At 68.3% G+C, this 18,861-nt stretch carries 24 protein-coding genes; 11 read left to right on the top strand and 13 right to left on the bottom strand.

Going from position 1 to position 18,861, the window contains the following annotated elements:
- Positions 1–37 precede the first annotated feature (37 nt).
- The gene (locus C474_RS09240) at positions 38–1,171 is read left to right on the top strand and encodes a phosphotransferase family protein (RefSeq protein WP_008386119.1); all 1,134 of its coding nucleotides are present in this window, start codon (positions 38–40) and stop codon (positions 1,169–1,171) included.
- Between the two features lie 143 nt (positions 1,172–1,314).
- Here C474_RS09240 and C474_RS09235 read toward each other — a convergent pair whose 3' ends face one another.
- From C474_RS09235 to C474_RS09225, 3 genes are all read right to left on the bottom strand, one after another.
- Positions 1,315–1,830, bottom strand: a complete 516-nt coding sequence (locus tag C474_RS09235; RefSeq protein WP_008386118.1) for an Lrp/AsnC family transcriptional regulator — start codon at positions 1,828–1,830, stop codon at positions 1,315–1,317.
- Between the two features lie 87 nt (positions 1,831–1,917).
- Positions 1,918–3,105, bottom strand: a complete 1,188-nt coding sequence (locus tag C474_RS09230; RefSeq protein WP_008386116.1) for an acyl-CoA dehydrogenase family protein — start codon at positions 3,103–3,105, stop codon at positions 1,918–1,920.
- Positions 3,102–4,700 carry a long-chain-fatty-acid--CoA ligase gene (locus tag C474_RS09225; RefSeq protein WP_049916875.1) on the bottom strand — a complete coding sequence of 533 codons (1,599 nt, stop codon included), beginning with the start codon at positions 4,698–4,700 and terminating at the stop codon, positions 3,102–3,104. The genes C474_RS09230 and C474_RS09225 overlap by 4 nt, the downstream gene beginning before the upstream one ends.
- 139 nt (positions 4,701–4,839) lie before the next feature.
- On the opposite strand from C474_RS09225, the gene C474_RS09220 reads away from it, so the two are divergent.
- The 3 genes from C474_RS09220 to C474_RS09210 all read left to right on the top strand — a co-directional run bounded on the left by C474_RS09220 (position 4,840) and on the right by C474_RS09210 (position 7,397).
- On the top strand, positions 4,840–5,871 hold the full coding sequence (locus C474_RS09220; RefSeq protein WP_008386113.1) for an NAD(P)-dependent alcohol dehydrogenase: 1,032 nt from the start codon (positions 4,840–4,842) through the stop codon (positions 5,869–5,871).
- Between the two features lie 83 nt (positions 5,872–5,954).
- Positions 5,955–6,206: a hypothetical protein gene (locus C474_RS09215; RefSeq protein WP_008386111.1), complete on the top strand. Its 252-nt coding sequence runs from the start codon at positions 5,955–5,957 to the stop codon at positions 6,204–6,206.
- Positions 6,207–6,272: 66 nt separating this feature from the next.
- On the top strand, positions 6,273–7,397 hold the full coding sequence (locus C474_RS09210) for an aminotransferase class V-fold PLP-dependent enzyme (RefSeq protein ID WP_008386109.1): 1,125 nt from the start codon (positions 6,273–6,275) through the stop codon (positions 7,395–7,397).
- A 24-nt stretch (positions 7,398–7,421) separates the two neighbouring features.
- On the opposite strand, the gene C474_RS22590 is transcribed toward C474_RS09210, so the two are convergent.
- On the bottom strand, positions 7,422–7,571 hold the full coding sequence (locus C474_RS22590) for a DUF7563 family protein (protein WP_008386107.1): 150 nt from the start codon (positions 7,569–7,571) through the stop codon (positions 7,422–7,424).
- A 206-nt stretch (positions 7,572–7,777) separates the two neighbouring features.
- Between C474_RS22590 and msrA the strand changes: the two genes are divergently transcribed.
- A complete protein-coding gene (gene msrA / locus C474_RS09205; RefSeq protein WP_008386105.1) occupies positions 7,778–8,323 on the top strand; it encodes a peptide-methionine (S)-S-oxide reductase MsrA in 546 nt (181 codons plus the stop codon).
- An 86-nt stretch (positions 8,324–8,409) separates the two neighbouring features.
- A complete protein-coding gene (locus tag C474_RS09200; protein ID WP_008386104.1) occupies positions 8,410–8,943 on the top strand; it encodes an NUDIX hydrolase in 534 nt (177 codons plus the stop codon).
- A 71-nt stretch (positions 8,944–9,014) separates the two neighbouring features.
- On the opposite strand, the gene C474_RS09195 is transcribed toward C474_RS09200, so the two are convergent.
- Complete coding sequence (locus C474_RS09195) at positions 9,015–10,136, bottom strand: MFS transporter (protein WP_049916884.1); 1,122 nt, start codon at positions 10,134–10,136, stop codon at positions 9,015–9,017.
- A 160-nt stretch (positions 10,137–10,296) separates the two neighbouring features.
- Positions 10,297–11,094: an SDR family oxidoreductase gene (locus C474_RS09190; protein WP_008386100.1), complete on the bottom strand. Its 798-nt coding sequence runs from the start codon at positions 11,092–11,094 to the stop codon at positions 10,297–10,299.
- 235 nt (positions 11,095–11,329) lie between these two features.
- Here C474_RS09190 and C474_RS09185 point away from each other — a divergent pair, with 235 nt between their 5' ends.
- From C474_RS09185 to C474_RS09175, 3 genes are all read left to right on the top strand, one after another.
- The gene (locus tag C474_RS09185; protein WP_008386098.1) at positions 11,330–11,509 is read left to right on the top strand and encodes a hypothetical protein; all 180 of its coding nucleotides are present in this window, start codon (positions 11,330–11,332) and stop codon (positions 11,507–11,509) included.
- A 191-nt stretch (positions 11,510–11,700) separates the two neighbouring features.
- A complete protein-coding gene (locus C474_RS09180; protein WP_049916874.1) occupies positions 11,701–12,300 on the top strand; it encodes a TetR/AcrR family transcriptional regulator in 600 nt (199 codons plus the stop codon).
- Positions 12,297–13,769, top strand: a complete 1,473-nt coding sequence (locus C474_RS09175; RefSeq protein WP_008386095.1) for an MATE family efflux transporter — start codon at positions 12,297–12,299, stop codon at positions 13,767–13,769. Before C474_RS09180 ends, C474_RS09175 begins: the two co-directional genes overlap by 4 nt.
- Positions 13,770–13,806: 37 nt before the next feature.
- Here C474_RS09175 and C474_RS09170 read toward each other — a convergent pair whose 3' ends face one another.
- Both C474_RS09170 and C474_RS22340 read right to left on the bottom strand, forming a co-directional pair.
- A complete protein-coding gene (locus C474_RS09170) occupies positions 13,807–14,091 on the bottom strand; it encodes a MoaD/ThiS family protein (RefSeq protein WP_008386092.1) in 285 nt (94 codons plus the stop codon).
- A gap of 108 nt (positions 14,092–14,199) precedes the next feature.
- Positions 14,200–14,370, bottom strand: coding sequence for a hypothetical protein (locus tag C474_RS22340; RefSeq protein WP_160166829.1), 171 nt, complete (start codon positions 14,368–14,370; stop codon positions 14,200–14,202).
- Positions 14,371–14,396: 26 nt separating this feature from the next.
- Between C474_RS22340 and C474_RS09165 the strand changes: the two genes are divergently transcribed.
- Both C474_RS09165 and C474_RS09160 read left to right on the top strand, forming a co-directional pair.
- The gene (locus tag C474_RS09165; RefSeq protein ID WP_008386091.1) at positions 14,397–15,482 is read left to right on the top strand and encodes a site-2 protease family protein; all 1,086 of its coding nucleotides are present in this window, start codon (positions 14,397–14,399) and stop codon (positions 15,480–15,482) included.
- 94 nt (positions 15,483–15,576) lie between these two features.
- Positions 15,577–16,269, top strand: a complete 693-nt coding sequence (locus C474_RS09160) for an MBL fold metallo-hydrolase (protein WP_008386090.1) — start codon at positions 15,577–15,579, stop codon at positions 16,267–16,269.
- 36 nt (positions 16,270–16,305) lie between these two features.
- Here the strand turns inward: C474_RS09160 and C474_RS09155 are convergent, their stop codons facing one another.
- The 5 genes from C474_RS09155 to C474_RS09135 all read right to left on the bottom strand — a co-directional run bounded on the left by C474_RS09155 (position 16,306) and on the right by C474_RS09135 (position 18,849).
- Positions 16,306–16,545 (bottom strand): DUF7120 family protein, encoded by a 240-nt coding sequence (locus tag C474_RS09155; protein WP_008386089.1) that lies wholly within the window; start codon positions 16,543–16,545, stop codon positions 16,306–16,308.
- Positions 16,546–16,694: 149 nt separating this feature from the next.
- On the bottom strand, positions 16,695–17,201 hold the full coding sequence (locus C474_RS09150; RefSeq protein ID WP_008386088.1) for a hypothetical protein: 507 nt from the start codon (positions 17,199–17,201) through the stop codon (positions 16,695–16,697).
- Positions 17,202–17,308: 107 nt separating this feature from the next.
- A complete protein-coding gene (locus C474_RS09145; protein WP_008386087.1) occupies positions 17,309–17,740 on the bottom strand; it encodes a hypothetical protein in 432 nt (143 codons plus the stop codon).
- A 5-nt stretch (positions 17,741–17,745) separates the two neighbouring features.
- Positions 17,746–18,408 (bottom strand): hypothetical protein, encoded by a 663-nt coding sequence (locus C474_RS09140; RefSeq protein ID WP_008386086.1) that lies wholly within the window; start codon positions 18,406–18,408, stop codon positions 17,746–17,748.
- Between the two features lie 180 nt (positions 18,409–18,588).
- Positions 18,589–18,849: a twin-arginine translocation signal domain-containing protein gene (locus C474_RS09135; protein WP_008386085.1), complete on the bottom strand. Its 261-nt coding sequence runs from the start codon at positions 18,847–18,849 to the stop codon at positions 18,589–18,591.
- Positions 18,850–18,861: the final 12 nt, after the last annotated feature.

The following is an 18,861-nucleotide window of genomic DNA, read 5'->3' as shown; positions in this document are numbered from 1 at the left end:
CCGCCCCGAACTTATCGTCGGTAACGGGACTGATGACATGAGCGACGACGGAAACCACGGCGGCGACGACCGAACGCACGACGGAGGGGCGGACGCCGAGCGAGGAACCCGCGGCGACGACTACTTCCGGCGACTCGTCGACGAGGACGCCCTCCGCGCGTACCTCGAAGCCGAACTCGGCCCCGAGTCGACCTTCGAGGTGGAGCGACACCCCGCGGGTCACTCGAACGAGACGCTGTTCGTGACGTGGGGCTCCCGCGAGTTGGTGCTCCGGCGGCCGCCGCCGGGAGAAACGGCCGAGACGGCCCACGACGTGCTCCGGGAGTACCGAGTGATGGATGCCCTGCAGGGGACGCCTGTCCCCCTCCCGGAGACGGTGCTGGCCTGCGAGAATCACGATATCGTCGGCAGCGACTTCTACCTCATGTCGCGCGTCGCGGGCGACGTGCTCCGCGAGGAGGAACCCGAGCGCTTCGGGAATCCCGAGGCGCGCGAACGCGTCGGCTACGAACTCGTCGACACGCTCGCCGCGATTCACGAGGTTGACCTCGATTCGGTCGGCCTCGCCGAATTCGGGCGCGCCGAGGGCTACACCCGGCGGCAGGTCGACCGCTGGGGCAAGCAACTCGCGTGGGCGTTCGAGCGGACCAGCGAAGTCCGCTCGGTGCCGGCGCTCCGCGAGGTGGGCGAGTGGCTGGACGACCACGCTCCCGAGGACCATCCCGAATCGCTCGTCCACGGCGACTACAAGCTGGACAACGTGCTGTACGCGCCCGGGACGCCGCCGGACCTCGCGGCCGTCTTCGACTGGGAGATGAGCACGCTCGGTGACCCGCGCGCGGACCTCGGGTGGATGCTGTCGTACTGGCGCGACGCCGACGACCCCGAACCCGCGATACCGGAGTTGGAGACGCGGTTCATGGAGCGGGAGGGCTACCCGACGCGCCGGGAACTCGTCGCCCGGTACGAGGAGCGAACCGGTATCGAGTTCGAGCACCAGCGGTTCTACCGCGCGCTGGCCGTCTACAAGCTCGCCGGCCTCGGCGAGATGTTCTTCCGGCGCTACCTGGAGGGCAACAGCGACGACCCGATGTACCCGAAGATGGAAGCGCGCGTCCCGGCGCTCGGCGACCGGGCCAAGCGCATCATCGAGGGCGAGGAACCGCTGTAGCGCGCCCGCTCCGATGGGAAATCTGCCTCAGACGAACAACAACGCCGCGCCGAGTGCGGCCGCGAACGCGCCGATAGCGACGCCGACGAGCGACTGGCGGACGGCGGGAACGGGTCGGGGGCGGAGACGACGTCCGCCCGCGGTCACTCCTCGGTGTTCAGGCGCGCGAACAGTTCCGGGTCGGTCCGGAACTTCAGGACGTTGTGGACGGCGGAGTTCCGCAGGTTCGAGACCACCTTCCCGTGGCGCTTGTAGAACTCGTGTATCCACTTCGATTGGGCCTGCGAGGATTCGAACATCATCACCGACTTCCACTGGTACTCGCCGTCGGAGAGGAAGTAAAAGAGCGTGTGCGGGTCGTCGCGGATGTACGCCATCGCGTCGTGCCACGTCTCGGCGAAGTGTTCGGGGTCGAACTTGAACTCGAACAGCGCGAAGGAGTAGTACTCCTCGTTCGGCACGATGGCCTCCCGGAAGACGCCCTCCTCGCGCATCCGGCGGATGGTCTCCGAGACGGTGACGTGCGACACCTCGATGTCGTGCTTCTCTGCGAGGATGCGCGTCAGTTCCCGCGAGGAGCGCTGCGGGTCCGCGGCCAACTCGCGCAGGATGACCGTATCGCGGTCCTTGAACGTCCAGTCGGGGGCGTCGTCGTCCATTCTCGTCACCGTGGTTTCCGTCCCGCGCCGTGTCGCTTTCGGTCCCGCTCTCCGTCTCCTCCTCCGGCCGCGCTGAGTCGCATCGCCCTACAGCACCCGGTCTGCGATGATGTTCTTCTGAATCTCGCTGGTCCCCTCGTATATCTTCGTGATGCGCGCGTCGCGGTAGAAGCGCTCGGCCGGGTGGTCGGTGACGAACCCGGCGCCGCCGTGGACCTGCACGCCCTCGTCGGCGACGTCGACGGCGCGTTCGCTGGCGAACAGTTTCGCCATGCTGGCGAACCGCGCCGCGGTGTCGTCGTCTCCCTCCTCGACTTCGGTCGCCGCGCGGTAGGTGAGCGACCGCGCCGCCTCCACGTTCGTCGCCATCTCGGCCACCTTGTGCCGGATGGCCTGGTACTCGGCTATCTTCTGTCCGCCCTGCTCGCGTTCGTTCGCGTAGTCGACGGCGGCGTCGACGGCCGCCTGCGCGACGCCGACGGCCTGCGCCGCCACGCGCGTCCGCCCGTCGGCGAAGAAGTCCATCAGTTGGTAGAACCCCTCGTCCACCTCGCCGATGACGTTCTCGGCCGGCACGCGCACGTCGTCGAGGACGATTTCGGCGAGGTCGGAGGCGCGGATGCCGAGTTTGTTGTCTATCTTCGTCGCCTCGAAGCCCTCCGCGTCGGTCGGGACCAAGAAGGCCGTGATTCCCCGGTGGCCCGCGTCGGGCGTCGTCTTCGCCATCACGACGGCCACGTCCGCGACGGTGCCGTTCGTTATCCACATCTTCGTGCCGTTCAGGACGTACTCGTCGCCCTCGTCCTCCTCCGCGGCTGCGCCGCTTCGGTTCGAGGCGCTCCCCCCCTCGCGCTCCGCCCGCGTCTCTATCCCGGCCACGTTCGATCCGTGCGCCGGTTCGGAGATGCAGGAGCAGGTTGCGGCGTCGCCGGCGGCCACCTTCGGGAGCCACTCCTCTTTCATCCACTCCTCGCCGTACTTCCGGAGCATCGACGTGCCGAACCCGCGGGAACCGATGGCGCTCCCGATGCCGGCGTCGGCCCGCCACAACTCCTCCGTGACCAGAATCTCCGTCAGCGCGTCCATCCCGGCGCCGCCGTACTCCTCGGGGATGCCGGGCGCCACGAGGTCGTATCTGGCCGCCTTCTGGACGAGGTCGCTCGGGTACTTCTTCTCCTCGTCGTGCTCGCGGGCGACGGGGCGAATCTCCTCCTCGCCGAACTCGCGTACCACCTCGCGGACGGCGCGTTGCTCGTCGTTCAGTTGGAAGTTCATCGCTCGCCCCCCGTCTCGTCGTCGTCGGACGGCGCGGTCCCGCTCCGGTCGCGGAGTTCGAACTTCTGCACCTTGCCGGTCGTCGTCCGCGGCAGTTCGTCGATGAACTCCACCTCGCGGGGGTGTTTGTACTCCGCGAGGGTGTCGAGGCAGTACTGGCGTATCTCCTCGGGCGTCACGTCCGAATCGGGGACGGGGACGACGTACGCCTTCACCGTCTCGCCGCGGCGGTCGTCCGGGATGCCGACGACGGCGGCGTCGGCGACCTGCGGGTGCTCGAACAGCAGTTCCTCCACCTCCCGCGGGTAGACGTTGTAGCCGCCGGTGACGATCATGTGCTTCGCGCGGTCGACGACGTAGTAGTAGTCGTCCTCGTCGCGGTAGCCGATGTCGCCGGTGTGGAACCAGCGCTCGCCCCCGTCTTCGGTGAACGCCTCCTCGTCCGCCTCGGGCAGGCCGTAGTAGCCCCGCATCACGTTCGGCCCGCTGACGACGAGTTCGCCCGTTATCTCGTTTAGGTCGACCGCCTCCTCGTCCACCGGTCCGCGTTCGACGGGCGGCACGTCCTCGAACGCCCCGTCGACGATGCGGGCGTCGAGGCCGTCCAGCGGTTTGCCGATGCTCCCCGGCCGTCGCTCGCCGGGCCGGTTCGCGTGCGTCACCGGACTCGTCTCCGTCAGCCCGTACCCCTCGTACAGTTCGACGCCGAACACCGTCTCGAAGCGGTTCATCACCTCTATCGGGAGGCTGCTCCCGCCGGAGTTGACGAAGCGGAGCGAGGAGAGGTCGTAGTCGTCGGCGTCCTCGAAGTTCACGAGGTCGTTGAACATCGCGGGTACGCCGTGCATGACGGTCAACCGCTCGGCCTCGATGCGCGATAGCGTCGCCTCGGCGTCCCACGCGGGAAGCGGGTAGTAGCTCCCGCCCTCGAACAGCGTCGACAGCATCGTGACCGTCATCCCGTAGATGTGAAACAGGGGGAGGACGCCGAGGAACTTGTCGTCCGGTTGCACCCCGTCGGGCAGCAGTTTCGCCGTCGCGCGCGCGTCCCACGCGAGGTTGTGGTGCGACAGGAGGACGCCCTTCGGCCGCCCCGTCGTCCCCGAGGTGTACGGCTGGACCGCGACGTCGTCGTCGTCGCGTTCGACCACGTCGGCCCCCTCCTCGGCGAGGAACTCCTCGAAGGGGGTTGCCCCCTCCGCCTCCCCGCCGACGCTCACGACGTGTTCGACGCTCGTCTCCTCGCGGACGGCGTCGACGAACGGGACGAGGTCCGAGAGGGCGACGACGACGCGCGCCTCGCTGTCGGCCAGGAGGTGCGATATCTCCCGAGATTTGTACTGGGGGTTCATCGGAACGACGATGCCGCCCGCGTGGAGCGTTCCGTGGAAGGCGGTGACGAACTGCGGGAGGTTCGGGAGGTAGACGGCCACCCGGTCGCCCGCCTCGACGCCGTGTTCCGCGAGTCCCGCGGCGAACCGCGAGGTCAATTCCCACAGTTCCTCGTAACTCCACTCCTCGCCGCGGAACCCCACGGCCGTCCGGTCCGGGTTCGCCTCCGTCGCCGCCGCGATGTCCTGCACCAAGTTTGTCATTGTCGACCGTTTTAGTCGACGGCGACGAGGGGCTAAAGTGTTCGGCACAGGGATTAGCGACGGTCAGCGAAACGGGGACGATAATTTACATCGTTCGACGGGGTTCGGTTTTTTCACGGCTCGTCGCCGAGGGGGCGGTATGCAGACGGTGGAACTCACCGAACCCGGCGTCTTCGAGCACCGAGAGCGCGACCGCCCCGACCCGGAACCCGGCGAACTGCTCGTCCGGACGACCCACGTCGGCATCTGCGGTTCCGACGTCCACTACTACGAGCACGGCCGCATCGGCGACTACGTCGTCGAGGACCCCCTGATTCTCGGTCACGAGAGCGCGGGGGAAGTCGCCGCCGTCGGCGAGGGCGTGACCGGGTTCGAACCGGGCGACGAGGTGACGCTGGAACCCGGCGTCCCGTGCGGCGAGTGCGCGCGGTGTCGCGCGGGCGAGTACAACCTCTGTCCCGATGTGGAGTTCATGGCGACGCCGCCGGACCACGGCGCGTTCGCGGAGTACGTCGCGTGGGACGCCGACTTCGCCTACCGCCTCCCCGAGAACGTCTCGACGCGCGCGGGCGCGCTCTGCGAACCGCTGAGCGTCGCCATCCACGCGACGCGGCGCGCCGACGTGGAACTGGGCGATTCCGTGCTCGTCTCCGGGGCGGGTCCCATCGGGATGCTCGTCGGCGAGGCGGTCCGCGCCGCCGGCGCGGGGTCCGTCCTCGTCTCCGACGTGGTGGGGACGAAACTCGAACGCGCCGAGGCGTACGGCGCGACGGCGACGGTGAACGTCGCCGACGAATCGCTCGCCGAGGCCGTCGACGACTTCACCGACGGCGAGGGGGTCGACGTGGTGATAGAGGCCTCGGGCGCGGCGGCGTCGATCGAATCGACCGTCGACGTGGTGCGCCGCGGGGGCACTGTCGTCTGCATCGGCCTCTCCGCCGAGGACGAGATTCCCGTCGAGACCAACGAGATAGTCGACAAGGAACTCGACTTCAAGGGGTCGTTCCGCTTCCGGAACACGTACGACGACGCCGTTTCCCTGCTGGAACGCGGCGCGGTGGACGTCGAGAGGATTATCGACTTCGAGATGCCGATGTCGGACCTCACGGCGGCGTTCGAGCGGGCGACGGAACCGGACGTGGTGAAGGGGATGGTGACGGTAGGGGAGTAGCGCCGCTCCGAACCCCGGCGATTTCGTCGTGCAGTCGTGAGATTCATTACTGATAAGCGAAAACGAAGGTGGTAACGACCACCGTGCCGACACAAACACACCCGCTCGCGTTTCTGCTCGCCTTTCTCGCAGACCTGTCGCTGTCGGTTGCGATGCCGGTCTCGACGTTGATATTTTGGCGCGTCGCCATCGGTCCGCTCGGAATCGTCGAGTCGGTTATCTGCGTCGTCGTCGGACTCGTCGGTTACGTCTTCGCCCGCGGCGTCGTCCTCCCGCGACGCCTGTTCGTCTCGCGAGAGGTCGACGACGCGCCGAAGCGGCCGCCGCCGCCGTGAGGGGTCCGGGACGCGGCGGCGGCCGCAGACGCTACTGATACGTACCCCGGGTCCGCAGTCGTTTCCATGAACCCGAGCGAACTCAGAGCGTCTATCCCGGTGTTCGAGGACGTACGCTACATGAATACGGGCGCGAGCGGACCCAGCCCCCGCCCCGTCGTGGAGGACGCGCAGGCGATGCTGGCGCGCCACGAGTACGACGCCGCCAGCGAGGAGGGCCCGTACCCGTTCGCGTTCGACTTCTACGAGGATGTCAGAGAAACCGTCGCGGACTTTCTCGGAGCCGAGGAGACCGAAGTCGCGCTAACGCAGAGCACCGCCGACGGCATCACCCGCGTCGCGGGCGCGTTCGACTGGGAGGCGGGCGACGTGGTCGTCCGCACCGACCTCGAACACCCCGCGGGCGTCCTCCCGTGGTCGCGCCTCGAACGTCACGGCTGCGAGGTGCGCGTCGTCCCGACCGAGGGTGGACGAATCGACCGCGAGGCCTACCGGGAGGCCGTCCAGGACGCGAAACTCGTCTGCTTCAGCGCGCTGACGTGGAACTACGGCACGTCTCTCCCCGTCTCGGAGTTGGTGGAGGAGGCCCACGACGCGGGCGCGTTCGTCCTCGTCGACGCCGTGCAGGTGCCCGGCCACTCCCCGTTGGACGTGACCGACTGGGGCGCCGACGCCGTCGCCGCCGCGGGGCACAAGTGGCTCCTCGGAACGTGGGGAGGGGGCTTCCTCTACGTCTCGGAGTCGGCGGCGAACGACCTCGAACCGACGGACGTGAGTTATCGGAGCGTCGAGGACCCCTCCGCCGAGGAGTACGAACTCAAGACCGGCGCGCCGCGCTTCGAGGTGGGGACGACAAACCTCGCGCCGTACGCGGCGCTCCGGACGGCGATGGAGACGATGGAGTCCGTCGGCCTCGACGCCGTGGAGTCGCGTCTCCTCGACCTCGCGGGCAGGCTGACGGACGGCGTTCCGAACGACAAGCTACTGAGCCCCGAGGACCCGGAGTCGGGACTCGTGACGGTACGGGTCGACGACCCCGAGGCGACGGTGCGGACGCTCAAGGACGACTACGGTATCGTGATCAGACCCATCCCGTCGCTCGACGGGTCGGTCCGCGCGTCGCTGCACGCGATAAACACCGAGACGGACGTCGACCGACTGCTCGAAGCGCTCGAAGAAACGGGGTGGTGAGGTCGGGTCGCCGCGAGTCCGGTCTCAGACTCCGCGCGCGCGTTCGCGCATCACGTCTACTAAGCCGGCGTTCGCCGAGCAGTTCGGGCAGGCGCGGACCGTCCCCGACTCGTCCGCGAAGACGCGGACGAAGCGTTCGGAGACGTGGGTTCCGCAGTGGTCACACGCCGCCATCTCGTCGCTCCTGTGCTGTGGTCATCTGTCGTACCCTCGATTGAAACGGCGTCGGGGTAGCTAAAAGCGAATTTGCCGATTCTCACCCAAATCTCTGCAACATCTGCGCCGAATCGACCGTTCGACGGCGGACCCGTCGGTTCCCGACCCGCCCGTCGGCTACCGCCTCCGAGGGGCTTTTGCTCGTGGGACGCCCAGTTCCGTCCATGAGTGAGACCGAACTCGCGACGCTCGGCGGCGGTTGCTTCTGGTGTATCGAGGCTCCCATGAAGGAACTCGTCGGCGTCGAATCCGTCACCTCGGGCTACGCGGGCGGACACGTCGACGATCCGACGTACGAGGAGGTCTGTCGGGGATCGACTGGACACGCCGAGGTCGTACAGGTCGAGTTCGACCCCGACGGACTATCCTACCGGGAACTGCTCGAAGTGTTCTTCGCGCTCCACGACCCGACGACCGAGGACAGACAGGGACCGGACGTGGGGTCGCAGTACCGCTCGGCGGTGTTCTACCACGACGAGGAGCAGAGACAGACCGTCGAGGCCCTCACCGTCGAGATGACCGAATCGGGCGTCTACGACGACGACATCGTCACCGAGATAGCGCCGTTAGAGGCGTTCTACGAGGCCGAAGAGCGCCACCAGGACTACTACGAAAAGAACCCCGACCAGCCCTACTGTGCGGTCCAGATTCCGCCGAAACTGGAGAAGGTCCGCGAGAAGTTCGCCGGAAAGGTCCGCGGCGTCAACTGACTCGGTCGACTTTTTCCGGTCGCCCCCGCGTCGACGCGTCGCTCCGACGGCGACAGATTCTTATCTCCCGAATGACACGATGCCGCGTGACGAGTTCACCCACCGACGAGAGACGCGACGCGGACGGGATCACTTCGGTCGCTAGCCTCGACGCTCTCCGCGACCGCGGCGTTCCGTTCTTCGAGGAGTCGGAGACGGTCAACGCGGAGACGTTCGACCGGTTCGCCGAACTCGACGACTTGGCCCCTACCGGCGTCGTCGACGACGCGGGGCGGGTTCTGCTGGCGCGCGTCACAGAGGACTGCCCGTGGAAGATTCCGTCGCCGGCGGTCGCTGAGCGAGAGGACTACGCCACGGCGGCCCGCCGCTGGATTCGCGAACAGACGTGCGTCGCCGTCACCATCGACGGAGTCGAGGGCGTCTGGTCGGTCACGGTCCGCGCGGAGGGGGAGGCGCGGGAGGCGACGCGGCGCTTCGTTGTCTTCGCTGCGACGCCCAAACCCGCCCCCGACTCGGCCGCCGGGGACGTGGGCGACGGCGATGCCGCCGCCGTCGCGTGGGCTGACGAACTCCCCGACGGCGCCGAGCGACCGCCGGGTACCGACCGATTCTTCGACTGACGCGACGGAGCGTCACCGCTCGGAAGCGTCGCCTCGCGGGCGTCCGCCGCCGGTTGCGTCCTCCTCCGCTCTCACCCACGCAGCAGCAGCGCCGCCGCGACGAGTAGACAGACCACGAAGCCGCCGAACGCGACGGCGTAGTCCGCGTAGGTGGCGACGACGCCGACGTACGCCGGACCGAGGGCGTTCGCGCCGAGAAAGAGCGCCCGCGCCGCGCCGAGGTCCGCGCCCATGCCGTCGGCGGGCGCCTCGTCCATGATGATGGCGTCCGCGAGCGGAAAGCCCGCCTTGTAGCCCGCCGCCGTGGCGAAGACGGCGACGTAGAGGACGAGACGCGACTGCGCGAGGACGATGCCGGTGAGCGAGACGGCGCAGAGCAGGAGGCCGGCGACGGCGATGTGTCGGCGCGAGTAGCGGTCGCCGAGACCGCCGGCGAGCGGTTTGATGGTGAGACCGACGACGAAGACGATGGCGAACGTGGCGCTGGCGAGGCCGTCGGAGAACCCCCGCGCCTGCGCGAGGTAGGTCGGAAAGAAGTTGATGAAACCGCCGACCATGAAGTAGAACAGCGAGAAGGCGAGGAGCGTCTCGCGCTGTCGGGAACTGGCGACGAGTCGCCGGACGGTCCCGGCGGCGTCGAGCGACGGAGACCCGACGCTGACCGCCTCCCGCGTCCAGAGGGCGTACAGCGCGGTCACCGCCGCGAGGACGGCCGCGATGGGGACGAACGGCGTCCGCCACGTCGCGTACGTGAGCGCGAGGACGGCGAGGCCGGAGGCCAACAACCCTCCAACGTCCGTTCCGGCGGCGTAGACGCCCAGCGCGCGGCCGCGGCGGGCGGTGAAGAGGTCCGAGACGAGCGCCCGCGAGGGGATGGCGAACAGGCCCTTCCCGAATCCGACGACGACGGTGCCGGCGAGAAAGCCGAGGAGACCCCCGGCGAGGCCGAACAGCAGGAAGCCGACGACGAGGACGGCGAGACCCGGCAGGATGAGCGTCGTCCGGTTCCAGTTGTCCGAGTACTCGCCGCCGGGGTACTGCGTGATGGCGTAGACGCCCTGGAAGGCGGCGAGCGCGAGGCCCGCCGTCGCCTCGGTGATGTTCAGCGAGGAGATGATGGCGGGCAGCAGCGGCGAGAGGAGGAACCGACCGGTCTGGAGGACCGCCCATCCGAGCGAGACGACGAGGAGCATCCGCGTCGCGTAGCCGCTTCCGCTCTCGCCGCCCGTCGCGTTCGCCCCCTGCCGCGTCGTCTCGCTCACGATGGAAACTCCGCGACGGGGGCGTAGGTGGTTTCGGGTTGCGGAACCCGCGTGCCGGAAAGTCTCCGGCGATTAATCGTCTCGGCGCCGGTTAGAGGTTCGACGCGCTCGACCCGCCGTCGATGGGAACCGCGGCGCCGTTCACGTACCCCGACTGCGGCGAGGAGAGGAACGCGACGGTCCGCCCGAGATGCATCGGGTCGCCGACGCCGCCCGTCGGGATTCCCTCGCCCCACTCTTCGATGCCCTCCTCGTAGGAGTCGTACTCGCCGCGCTCGACGCCCTGTTCGACGAGTTCCTCGATGCGGGACGTCTCGTGCGACCCGGGGAGGACGGCGTTCGCGCGCACCTCGGGGGCGAACTCCTTCGAGAGCGTCTTCTCCAGTCCGATGACGCCCATCCGGACCGAGTTCGAGAGCACGAGTCCGTCGATGGCCTCCTTGACGCTCCCCGAGGCGATGGTGACGATGGTGCCGCCCCCGCCCGCCTTGAGATGCTCTTCGGCCGCACGCACCGTCCGCACGACGCTCATCACGAGCAGGTCGAACGCCTCGTACCAGTCCTCGTCGGTCGTCTCCGAGAACGGACCGGACGGCGGCCCGCCCGCGGAGGTGACGAGGTGGTCGAGGCCGCCGAACTCCTCGACGGGTCGTTCGACCAGCGATTCGATGTCGTCGGGGTCGGTCAGGTCGGCCGCCTCACCGACCACCGTCGCATCGCTCGCTGCGTCCTTCTGGACGTCCTCGACTGCCGATTCGAGTCGGTCGGCGTCGCGCCCGTTCATCACGACGTTCACGCCCTCCCGTGCGAGCGCTCGCGCCGACGCCCTGCCGAGACCGCTGCTCGACGCCGTCACCAATGCCGCGTCGCCTGCCATATCGAGTTCCATGCCGTGGAGTGCGCGCGACTCCCACAAAGTCCTGGCCGTGGCGGTGGCTTTCGCGGGCGGCCGCCGTCGGGGTCCGAGCGTCGCGCTTCCCCCGTGAGACCGGACCCGATTCACTCTTCGCCGAGTGACGCTTGAGCCCGATGGCCGCCGAAAAGACCGATCCGGACAGATTAACTCGCTCTTAACCGGAGTAACGGAGTGAACACCAATATGCTTCCGCGTTCATCGCGTCGGTATGGCAGCCGAGCTAACGGACGCCCAGCGGGAAGAAGTGTGGAACCTCTTCCGGTCCGGTATGTTCTCGAAGGAGGTCACCCGGGACCTGCTCGGGGAACGGACGTTCGAGGCGCTGGTGGAAGCGACGCCGCCGCCCGTCGACCTGTTCTGGGGCGATGCGAACCAGTTTTTCGCCTGAGGGGTTCGGCATCCCTCGGTTCGCCGCCCCCGCGAGGTTCGCTCGCCCCGGCAGCGCGGCGTCTCGTCGGCGCGTTTCGACCGCTCACCGAGTTTAGCTCTGTCGTTGGCGGCACGGGAGCCGGAAGCTGCAACGTTTTTGACTGACCGGCCAGTCAATCAGTGTAGTGACCGATTCTCGGTCGATTACGAATGAGCTCTGATGCCGCCGATGCCATCATGGACGGGACGCACAGCGCACTCCGCGCGCACGGGTACGCGGAGTTGACGATGCGGGACATCGCCGACGAGGCCGGAGTGAGCAAAGCGGCTCTTCACTACCACTTCGACGGCAAGCACGACCTTCTCCTCTCCTTTCTCGACCGCCTCTTAGAGCGGTTCGAGGCCCGCATCGAGGACGTGTCGGGCGAGGACCCCGAGGAGCGGTTGCTGTCGCTCGCGGAGACGGTGATGCTGCCGCCCGCCGACGGCGACCCGCACGAGTTCCGGACCGCCCTGCTCGAAATCGAGGCGCAGGCTCCCTACGACGAGGCGTACCGAACGCGACTCGAACGCTTCGACGAGGCGTTCGCCGACCGCGTCCGCGCTATCCTCGCCGCGGGTGTCGCCGACGGCACGTTCGACGAGTCCGTCGACCCCGACGAGTCGTCGTCGTTCGTCGTCACCTACGTCAGGGGGGCGCGGACGCGGAACGTCGCTGTCGGCGCGTCGCTGGACGACGCTCTCGCCGCGTTTCGCCGGTACGTCCGCAGCACACTGCTCGCCGACCCGCCCGAGGTGACGACCGAATGAGCCTCTGGGACCGACTGAACAGCGTCTTCAAGAGCCGCGACGAGTTCGACCTCACCTCTGGCGACATCGCCCGACCGCTGTTCTACCTCTCTTTACCCATCGTCGTCACCAACCTCCTCCAGACGGCGTACAACCTCGCCGACACGTTCTGGCTCGGCCAGTTCAGCACGAACGCGCTGGCGGCCATCAGTTTCGCGTTCCCGATGGTGTTTCTCCTCATCGCGTTGGGGATGGGGCTGTCCGTCGCCGGCAGCGTCCTCGTCGCCCAGCACACCGGAGCGGAGGAGGAGTCCGAGGCCGAGTACGCGGCGTCGCAGACGGTGACGTTCTCGCTGCTCGGGTCGCTTCTCCTCGGCGCCGTCGGCTACTTGCTCGTGGGGCCGTTCCTCGACCTGTTGGGCGCCTCTCCCGAGGTACTGCCCCTCGCGACGGACTACATGCAGGTCATCTCGCTGGGCCTCCCGTTCATGTTCGGCTTCTTCGTCTTCGTCGCCCTCATGCGGGGGTACGGCGACACCATCACGCCGATGCTCGTCATGTTCGGATCGGTCGTCCTGAACATCGCCATCGACCCGATACTCATCTTCGGATTCGAGGGAAACCCGCTGTTCACGATGCTCGGACTGGGCGGCCTCCAGTCGCAACTGTTCGCCGCCACCGGCTACACGGGGTCGGGGATTCAGGGGGCGGCCATCGCCACCGTCTTCTCGCGGTCGCTCGCCCTCGTCGTCGGTCTGTACATCATGTTCGGGAGCGCTCGGGGGGTCCAGATCCGTCTCTCGCAGATGCGACCGGACTTCGAGTTCTTCCGGCGCCTGCTCGCCATCGGCGTCCCCGCGTCCATCGAGGGGACGGGCCGCGCCCTTTCGGTGAACTTGCTTCTCGTCGTCGTCGGGATGTTCCCCACCACCGTCGTCGCCGCCTACGGTATCGGCGTGCGGGTGTTCTCCGTCATCTTCCTGCCCGCCATCGCCGTCGCGCGCGGCGTGGAGACGATGACGGGCCAGAACATCGGCGCCGGCGAGGAGGCCCGCGCCGAGAAGGCGGCCAACTTCGCGGCGATAGCGATGTTCGTCATCCTCTCGCTCGCCGGCGTCCTCGCCTACGTCGGCGCGACGCCCATCATCGCCGTGTTCACCGACGACCCCGAGGTGATCCGCGTCGGCGCGGATTTCCTCCACTGGGTCGCGCCGACGTTCGGCTTCATCGGCATCATGCGCTCGTACACCGGGAGTTTCCGCGGCGCGGGCGAGACGCTGACGTCGGCGGCCATCTCGGTGCTGATGCTCGGCGTCATCCGCCTGCCGTTCGCCTACTTCGCCTCGCAGTCGTGGGGCTACGACTCGACGGGTATCTGGATGGCGTTCACCGTCTCGAACGTCGCCGGCGCCGTCATCGCCTACCTCTGGTACCGCCGCGGGACGTGGCGGGAGGGGTCGCTCACGCGGCGAGCGCCGGCGGACGACTGAGTCCGAGCGCCTTCCGCCCTCGCTCCCGGTTTCGTTCTTATTTTCGCTCTCCCTCGTTCTCTCTCCCGGTTTCACCTTCGGCGGACCGCTCGGAGAGGACGACGGCGTCGCCGTCGGCGAGTCGGGTCGTTCGGTCGGCGTCGCCGCCGTTCACCCGACAGACGAGTTCGCTCGACAGCGATTCGGGATCGAAGGCGTCGAACTCCGCGCCGAGGCCGCGAATCACGTCCTCGACGGTCGAGTGCGGTTCGAGGACGCGCGCCAGCGACCGCTCGCCCACCGCGTCGGCGACGCCGGCGTAACACCGAATCGTGACTTCCACGACCTCCGACTGGTACGGCGGATACAAAGAACGTTCCGGGTTACCACACCACTTCGAGTCGACGTTCCGGCATCAGCGACGCTCACGTCGCCCGTTCGGCGGGGCGTGCTACTCGTCCACCGCGGTTCGGACCGCCGGCGGGAGGTCCATCCGTGCCAGTTCCGCGGCGGCGTCCACCACCGAGACCGACTGCTCCGCGTCGGGGCGGCGCTGCCCCGAACACGGCGTCCGGATCTGAGGCTCAGCGCCCCTCGACGCCCCGCCGAGGTCTGTGGACATATGTACGTTCGGCACGTACCGGGGCTATGACCGAGACGGTTCTCGGCGGCGCCCCCGAACCCGGCCGGTTCGCCGGCGTGTTCGACGTCTACGAGATGGAGACCGACGGGGGAGAGATACGCTACTACGGCCAACCCCGCTCGGACCGCCAGTCCGTCGTCCGCGTCGTCGCGCCGATGTTTCGCCAGCGGGGATACACCGTCTCCGTGGAGCGGGAACTGGGCGAGTACGTCCTCGTCGCCAGCGAGCGAACCACCGGCGTCGACGGTTTCCCGACGACGAACGTCGCGCTCTTCTGTCTCACCGTCGTCACGACGCTGTTCGCGGGGTCGCAGTGGTACGGCATCGACGCCCTCTCGAACCCCCTCGGCGTCCTCGACGCGTGGCCGTTCGCCGTCGCCGTCCTCGGCGTTCTCGGCGTCCACGAACTCGGCCACTACGTCGCCAGCCGTCATCACGACGTGCAGGCGTCGCTGCCCTATTTCATCCCCGTCCCGACGCTTTTGGGGACCATGGGCGCGGTCATCCGCATGCGCGATACGCTCCCCGACCGGGAGTCGCTGTTCGACATCGGCGTCGCCGGCCCCCTCGCCGGTCTGGTCGCCACCGTCGTCGTCACCGCAATCGGCGTGTCCCTGCCGCCCGTCGAGGTGGGCACGCTCCCCGTCCGGTTGGGCTACCCGCCGCTCATCCGTCTCATCGCGGCCGCGCTGGGTCAGCAGCTCACCTACGGGGACGCCTCGTTGATGGCCAACCCCGTCGTCGTCGGCGGATGGGTGGGCGCGTTCGTGACGTTTCTGAACCTCCTGCCGGTCGGACAACTCGACGGCGGACACATCGTCCGCGCCATGTTCGGCAGCGCGCACGCGACGGTCCAACGGTTCGTCCCCATCCCGCTGTTCGCCCTCGGCGCGTACACCTACCTCTTCGCCGACGGCCAATCGCTGAGCCTCTGGGTCATCTGGGGCTTCCTCGCGCTCCTGTTCGCCCGCGCGGGCAGCGCCGAACCCGTGGACGACTCGCCCCTCGGCGCGCCCCGCCTCGTCGTCGGCGCGGTGACGCTCCTGTTGGGTGTGCTCTCGTTCACCCCCGTCCCGCTGGCGCTGGCGTGACCCGAGGTGCGTCGAGCGTCGGCGGAAGACGTCGCTCCCCGGAACGGGTCGCCGGTGCCGGTACGTCCATCCCGCGCCCGCCCGACCCTCGCGTATGAACGTTCCCGACGCCGTCCATCCGCTCCCGGTCGAACTCGAATCCGACGGCGAGACGCGGCGTTTCTGGCCCTGCGCCGTCGAGACGGACCGCGGTCTCGTCCTCGTCGACGCCGGGTTCGCACACACCGCAGACCAACTCGAAGCGGGCCTCGCGGAGGCGGGCTTCGACCTCTCGGACGTGCACCTCGCCTTTCTCACCCACCAGGACGGTGACCACGTCGGCGGCCTCGCGCACGTCGTCTCCGAGACGGGCGCCGTCGTCGTCGCCAGCGAACGCGCGGCGCGCGTCGTCGACGGCTCCGAACCGCCTCGCGGCTCCGACTCCGGCGACGACCGGTACGAACCGGTGGCCGTCGACGTTGCGCTCGGCGGGGAGGCGACGCTCGACACCCGCGCGGGACCGGCGCGCGTCGTCCCGACGCCGGGACACACGCCCGGTCACGTCTCGCTGTACTTCGAGGCGGCGTCGTTCCTCCTCGCGGGCGACGCGGTCACCGCGGCGGACGGCGAACTGAACGGCCCGGACCCGACGTTTACCGAGGAGATGGACGAGGCGCTGGCGTCGGTCAGGACGCTCTCCGAGCTAGATATCTCGCGGACGCTGTGCTACCACGGCGGCTTCGCCGCCGCCGGGAGCGACCGGATGGCAGCCATCGTCGCGGACGCGGATGCGGATATCCGCCGCTGACGGGCGGCGGGTTCCTCGCGCCGAAAAAGAGTCGAGTTAGAGGCGGTCGTCGTCCGCGGCGCCGGGGTCGTCCGCGGTGTCGAACAGGTTGTTCTCGGCGCCGTCCATGAAGTCGTCGCCGGGCGTCGACTCGTCGACGATGTTGACGTTGTAGGCATCGATTCCCATGCTTATCAGTTCCTCTGCGGCCTGCTCCTCGCTTACGAACTCCTGGTCGACGAGCTGCTCGAACTCGGTCAGCAGTTCGTCGGGGAGCGTCACTTCGACGATTGGCATCGGTCGAGGTTCTACCTCCGGGTACTTGAGTGGACGGTTGGTGACGCACCCCCCGCCGCGAGAAGCTCTCGTCCGGCTTCGAGCGCCGCGGGCGACGCCGTCGGACCCGATTCGACGGTTTCACCGCTCTCGTCTCGTCACCGACCGTCTCACCACTCGGCGTCGAGGCCGGCGTCCGAATCGCTCTCTTCGGCGGGGTCCGCTTCGTCCTCCTCGTCGTCCGTCCCCGGCGTCTCGGCGTGGCAGGTCACGCGCACGGGTTCGCCGTCGCGTTCGCTCTCGACGGCCCACATCTGCCCGCACCCGAGCAGCGTCACCCAGTCGTCGCCGCGTCGCTGGTCGACGGTCACGAGGACGTCGTCAGTTTCGCTATCCCGGCCGGCGTACTCGATACGAATCGTCTCGCCGTACACCTTCAACCCCATCGGCTCCCCCAGTTCGACGAGGGTCGAGTCGGTTCGGCCGTCGGGGTGGTCGACGAACACTTCCACTATCGGCGCGTCGCCCGTCGGGAGCGAGTACTCCACCGCCAGCGTGCTCTCCTCGACATCCACTCGCTCTATCTCGACGAGCGACGCGGAGGCGCCCACGGCGTCCGCGACCTGTCGCTTGAGGGCGTGGACGGGAACCCGGGCCGTGTCACGTTGTCTGTCCATACGGTCTCTACGCGTGATAGAGGGTGGAGGGGTTTGACTGCACCGGCGTCGCGTCGAACAAGTGTGTCGACGGTGCACGGTCTGCCATCGCGCGTCTCGCTGGACCGTTACGCGCGGAGGCGCGAGATAGTCGCGTTCGACGCGCCGTCGACGGCCACGACCGGGCCGGGTTCCCCGGTCGGCGTCGGTCCGACTGACTCGTCCGACGCCCCCGACCCACCGGACGACTCGTCAGACGACTCGCCGGCCTGCGGTGCGGTGTCGTCGGGTTCGGACGCGGTGTTCGAGGGCGTCGTCTGCTGCGGTGCCACCGGCGTCCTCCGCGCTTCGGACGGCGTCGTCGCCGGCGCCGGATCGGGTGTCACCGTCGGTTCGCCGGCGTCGCTACCGCGCGCACCCGACGGACTGCCCCCGGGCCGCGAGTCCGGTGTCGGCGCGAGCGTCTGGGTGTCTTGGTCCACCGCCGGCGTCCGGCCGGTGCCGTCTCCCCCGCATCCGGCGACGAGGACGAGGAGAACCACGACCAGGATGCGCTTCATCCCGTCTACGTCATCGTCGTGTTCGACGTCCCCGACACGCCGTCCGTCTGCGCGGTCTTGTTGGTGACCGTGGCGTCGAACGACGTCTCCACGACGGTGACCGCCGGGTGGTTCGCCGCGACGGCCTGCAGCGCGGGGTAGTAGTTCGACGCGGCCGAGTTCGCCGGGTCGTCGTTCGTGGCCGTCGCGTCGGTGACGTCCGGTAGCCCGTCCTCGTCGTTCATGACGAGCGCGGAGTTCTTCTGTGAGTCGTCGCTCTGTGTGTAATCGAGGTACCGCTTGAACGTCGACTCGCTCCCGTCCCACTCCGGCCTGGTCAGTTCGCGTCGCGTCTTGTCTCCGAAGCTCCCGTAGTTCATGTAAGACCCCTCAGATTCGTTGATGCCGTAGAGGGCGATGGTGTAGCGGAGGTGGACCGTCGTCGTCTTTTCGGAATCGTCGGCGTCCTCGTTGATGTGGTCCGTCGAGTCGGCCGCGCCGTAGTACCCCGCGTCCGCGCCGGGGTAGTTGTTCTGCGGGCCGTGACCGACGACGACGTCGCCGCCCTCGACGTAGTTGTCCGCGTCGGAGACCGAGTTCCCCTCGAGGTAGGAGCTATAGTCGACGCTGCCCGCTATCTGGTTGAAGTTCCACGACTGGTAGTCGGGTCGACCCTGGCCGTCGAACACGGTGATGGTCGGTCCGTCGATAGAGTAACCGGAGTCGCCGGTCCGCTCTCGAATCTCGGCCGCGAACGCCGACGGCGAGAGGTCGACCGTCAGCTTTCCGGACTCGCCGGGCGCCTGAACGAGCGTACCGCCGTCGAACAGTTCCTCGGTGAGCCACGGCGTCGCGCGGAACAGCGGCCACTAGTTCCCCTCGGCGTCCTTGGCTTCGACGAGGCAGAACACCTTGCCCACCGGGTCGTCGAAGCCCTTCCAGTCCACGGTGAACTGGGGGCTGATTCCGACGCGGCTGACCTTCCCGTCGTTCGTCGCCGCGTCTACGTCCTGCGCGTCGATGGAGACATCTGACGTGGCGGACGCGTCGCCCGACGCGAGCGTGAGTCCGGCCCCTGCGATTCCGACCGCCCCGATTCCCTTGATGAATGTGCGTCTTCCGAAGTTCATTGGTGTACCACC

The sequence above is a fragment of the Halogeometricum pallidum JCM 14848 genome (genome assembly GCF_000337095.1).
GTDB classification, from domain to species: domain Archaea; phylum Halobacteriota; class Halobacteria; order Halobacteriales; family Haloferacaceae; genus Halogeometricum; species Halogeometricum pallidum.
Note: the sequence above shows the minus strand (reverse complement) of the source record. Positions and strands in the feature narration are given on the sequence as shown.

What these genes read in the sequence shown, in the direction of transcription:
- C474_RS09240 (WP_008386119.1), top strand. Translation starts at nt 38, where the DNA reads ATGAGCGACGACGGAAACCACGGCGGCGACGACCGAACGCACGACGGA.
- C474_RS09235 (WP_008386118.1), bottom strand. Translation starts at nt 1,830, where the DNA reads ATGGACGACGACGCCCCCGACTGGACGTTCAAGGACCGCGATACGGTC.
- C474_RS09230 (WP_008386116.1), bottom strand. Translation starts at nt 3,105, where the DNA reads ATGAACTTCCAACTGAACGACGAGCAACGCGCCGTCCGCGAGGTGGTA.
- C474_RS09225 (WP_049916875.1), bottom strand. Translation starts at nt 4,700, where the DNA reads ATGACAAACTTGGTGCAGGACATCGCGGCGGCGACGGAGGCGAACCCG.
- C474_RS09220 (WP_008386113.1), top strand. Translation starts at nt 4,840, where the DNA reads ATGCAGACGGTGGAACTCACCGAACCCGGCGTCTTCGAGCACCGAGAG.
- C474_RS09210 (WP_008386109.1), top strand. Translation starts at nt 6,273, where the DNA reads ATGAACCCGAGCGAACTCAGAGCGTCTATCCCGGTGTTCGAGGACGTA.
- C474_RS22590 (WP_008386107.1), bottom strand. Translation starts at nt 7,571, where the DNA reads ATGGCGGCGTGTGACCACTGCGGAACCCACGTCTCCGAACGCTTCGTC.
- msrA (WP_008386105.1), top strand. Translation starts at nt 7,778, where the DNA reads ATGAGTGAGACCGAACTCGCGACGCTCGGCGGCGGTTGCTTCTGGTGT.
- C474_RS09195 (WP_049916884.1), bottom strand. Translation starts at nt 10,136, where the DNA reads ATGCTCCTCGTCGTCTCGCTCGGATGGGCGGTCCTCCAGACCGGTCGG.
- C474_RS09190 (WP_008386100.1), bottom strand. Translation starts at nt 11,094, where the DNA reads ATGGAACTCGATATGGCAGGCGACGCGGCATTGGTGACGGCGTCGAGC.
- C474_RS09185 (WP_008386098.1), top strand. Translation starts at nt 11,330, where the DNA reads ATGGCAGCCGAGCTAACGGACGCCCAGCGGGAAGAAGTGTGGAACCTC.
- C474_RS09180 (WP_049916874.1), top strand. Translation starts at nt 11,701, where the DNA reads ATGAGCTCTGATGCCGCCGATGCCATCATGGACGGGACGCACAGCGCA.
- C474_RS09175 (WP_008386095.1), top strand. Translation starts at nt 12,297, where the DNA reads ATGAGCCTCTGGGACCGACTGAACAGCGTCTTCAAGAGCCGCGACGAG.
- C474_RS22340 (WP_160166829.1), bottom strand. Translation starts at nt 14,370, where the DNA reads ATGTCCACAGACCTCGGCGGGGCGTCGAGGGGCGCTGAGCCTCAGATC.
- C474_RS09165 (WP_008386091.1), top strand. Translation starts at nt 14,397, where the DNA reads ATGACCGAGACGGTTCTCGGCGGCGCCCCCGAACCCGGCCGGTTCGCC.
- C474_RS09160 (WP_008386090.1), top strand. Translation starts at nt 15,577, where the DNA reads ATGAACGTTCCCGACGCCGTCCATCCGCTCCCGGTCGAACTCGAATCC.
- C474_RS09155 (WP_008386089.1), bottom strand. Translation starts at nt 16,545, where the DNA reads ATGCCAATCGTCGAAGTGACGCTCCCCGACGAACTGCTGACCGAGTTC.
- C474_RS09150 (WP_008386088.1), bottom strand. Translation starts at nt 17,201, where the DNA reads ATGGACAGACAACGTGACACGGCCCGGGTTCCCGTCCACGCCCTCAAG.
- C474_RS09145 (WP_008386087.1), bottom strand. Translation starts at nt 17,740, where the DNA reads ATGAAGCGCATCCTGGTCGTGGTTCTCCTCGTCCTCGTCGCCGGATGC.
- C474_RS09135 (WP_008386085.1), bottom strand. Translation starts at nt 18,849, where the DNA reads ATGAACTTCGGAAGACGCACATTCATCAAGGGAATCGGGGCGGTCGGA.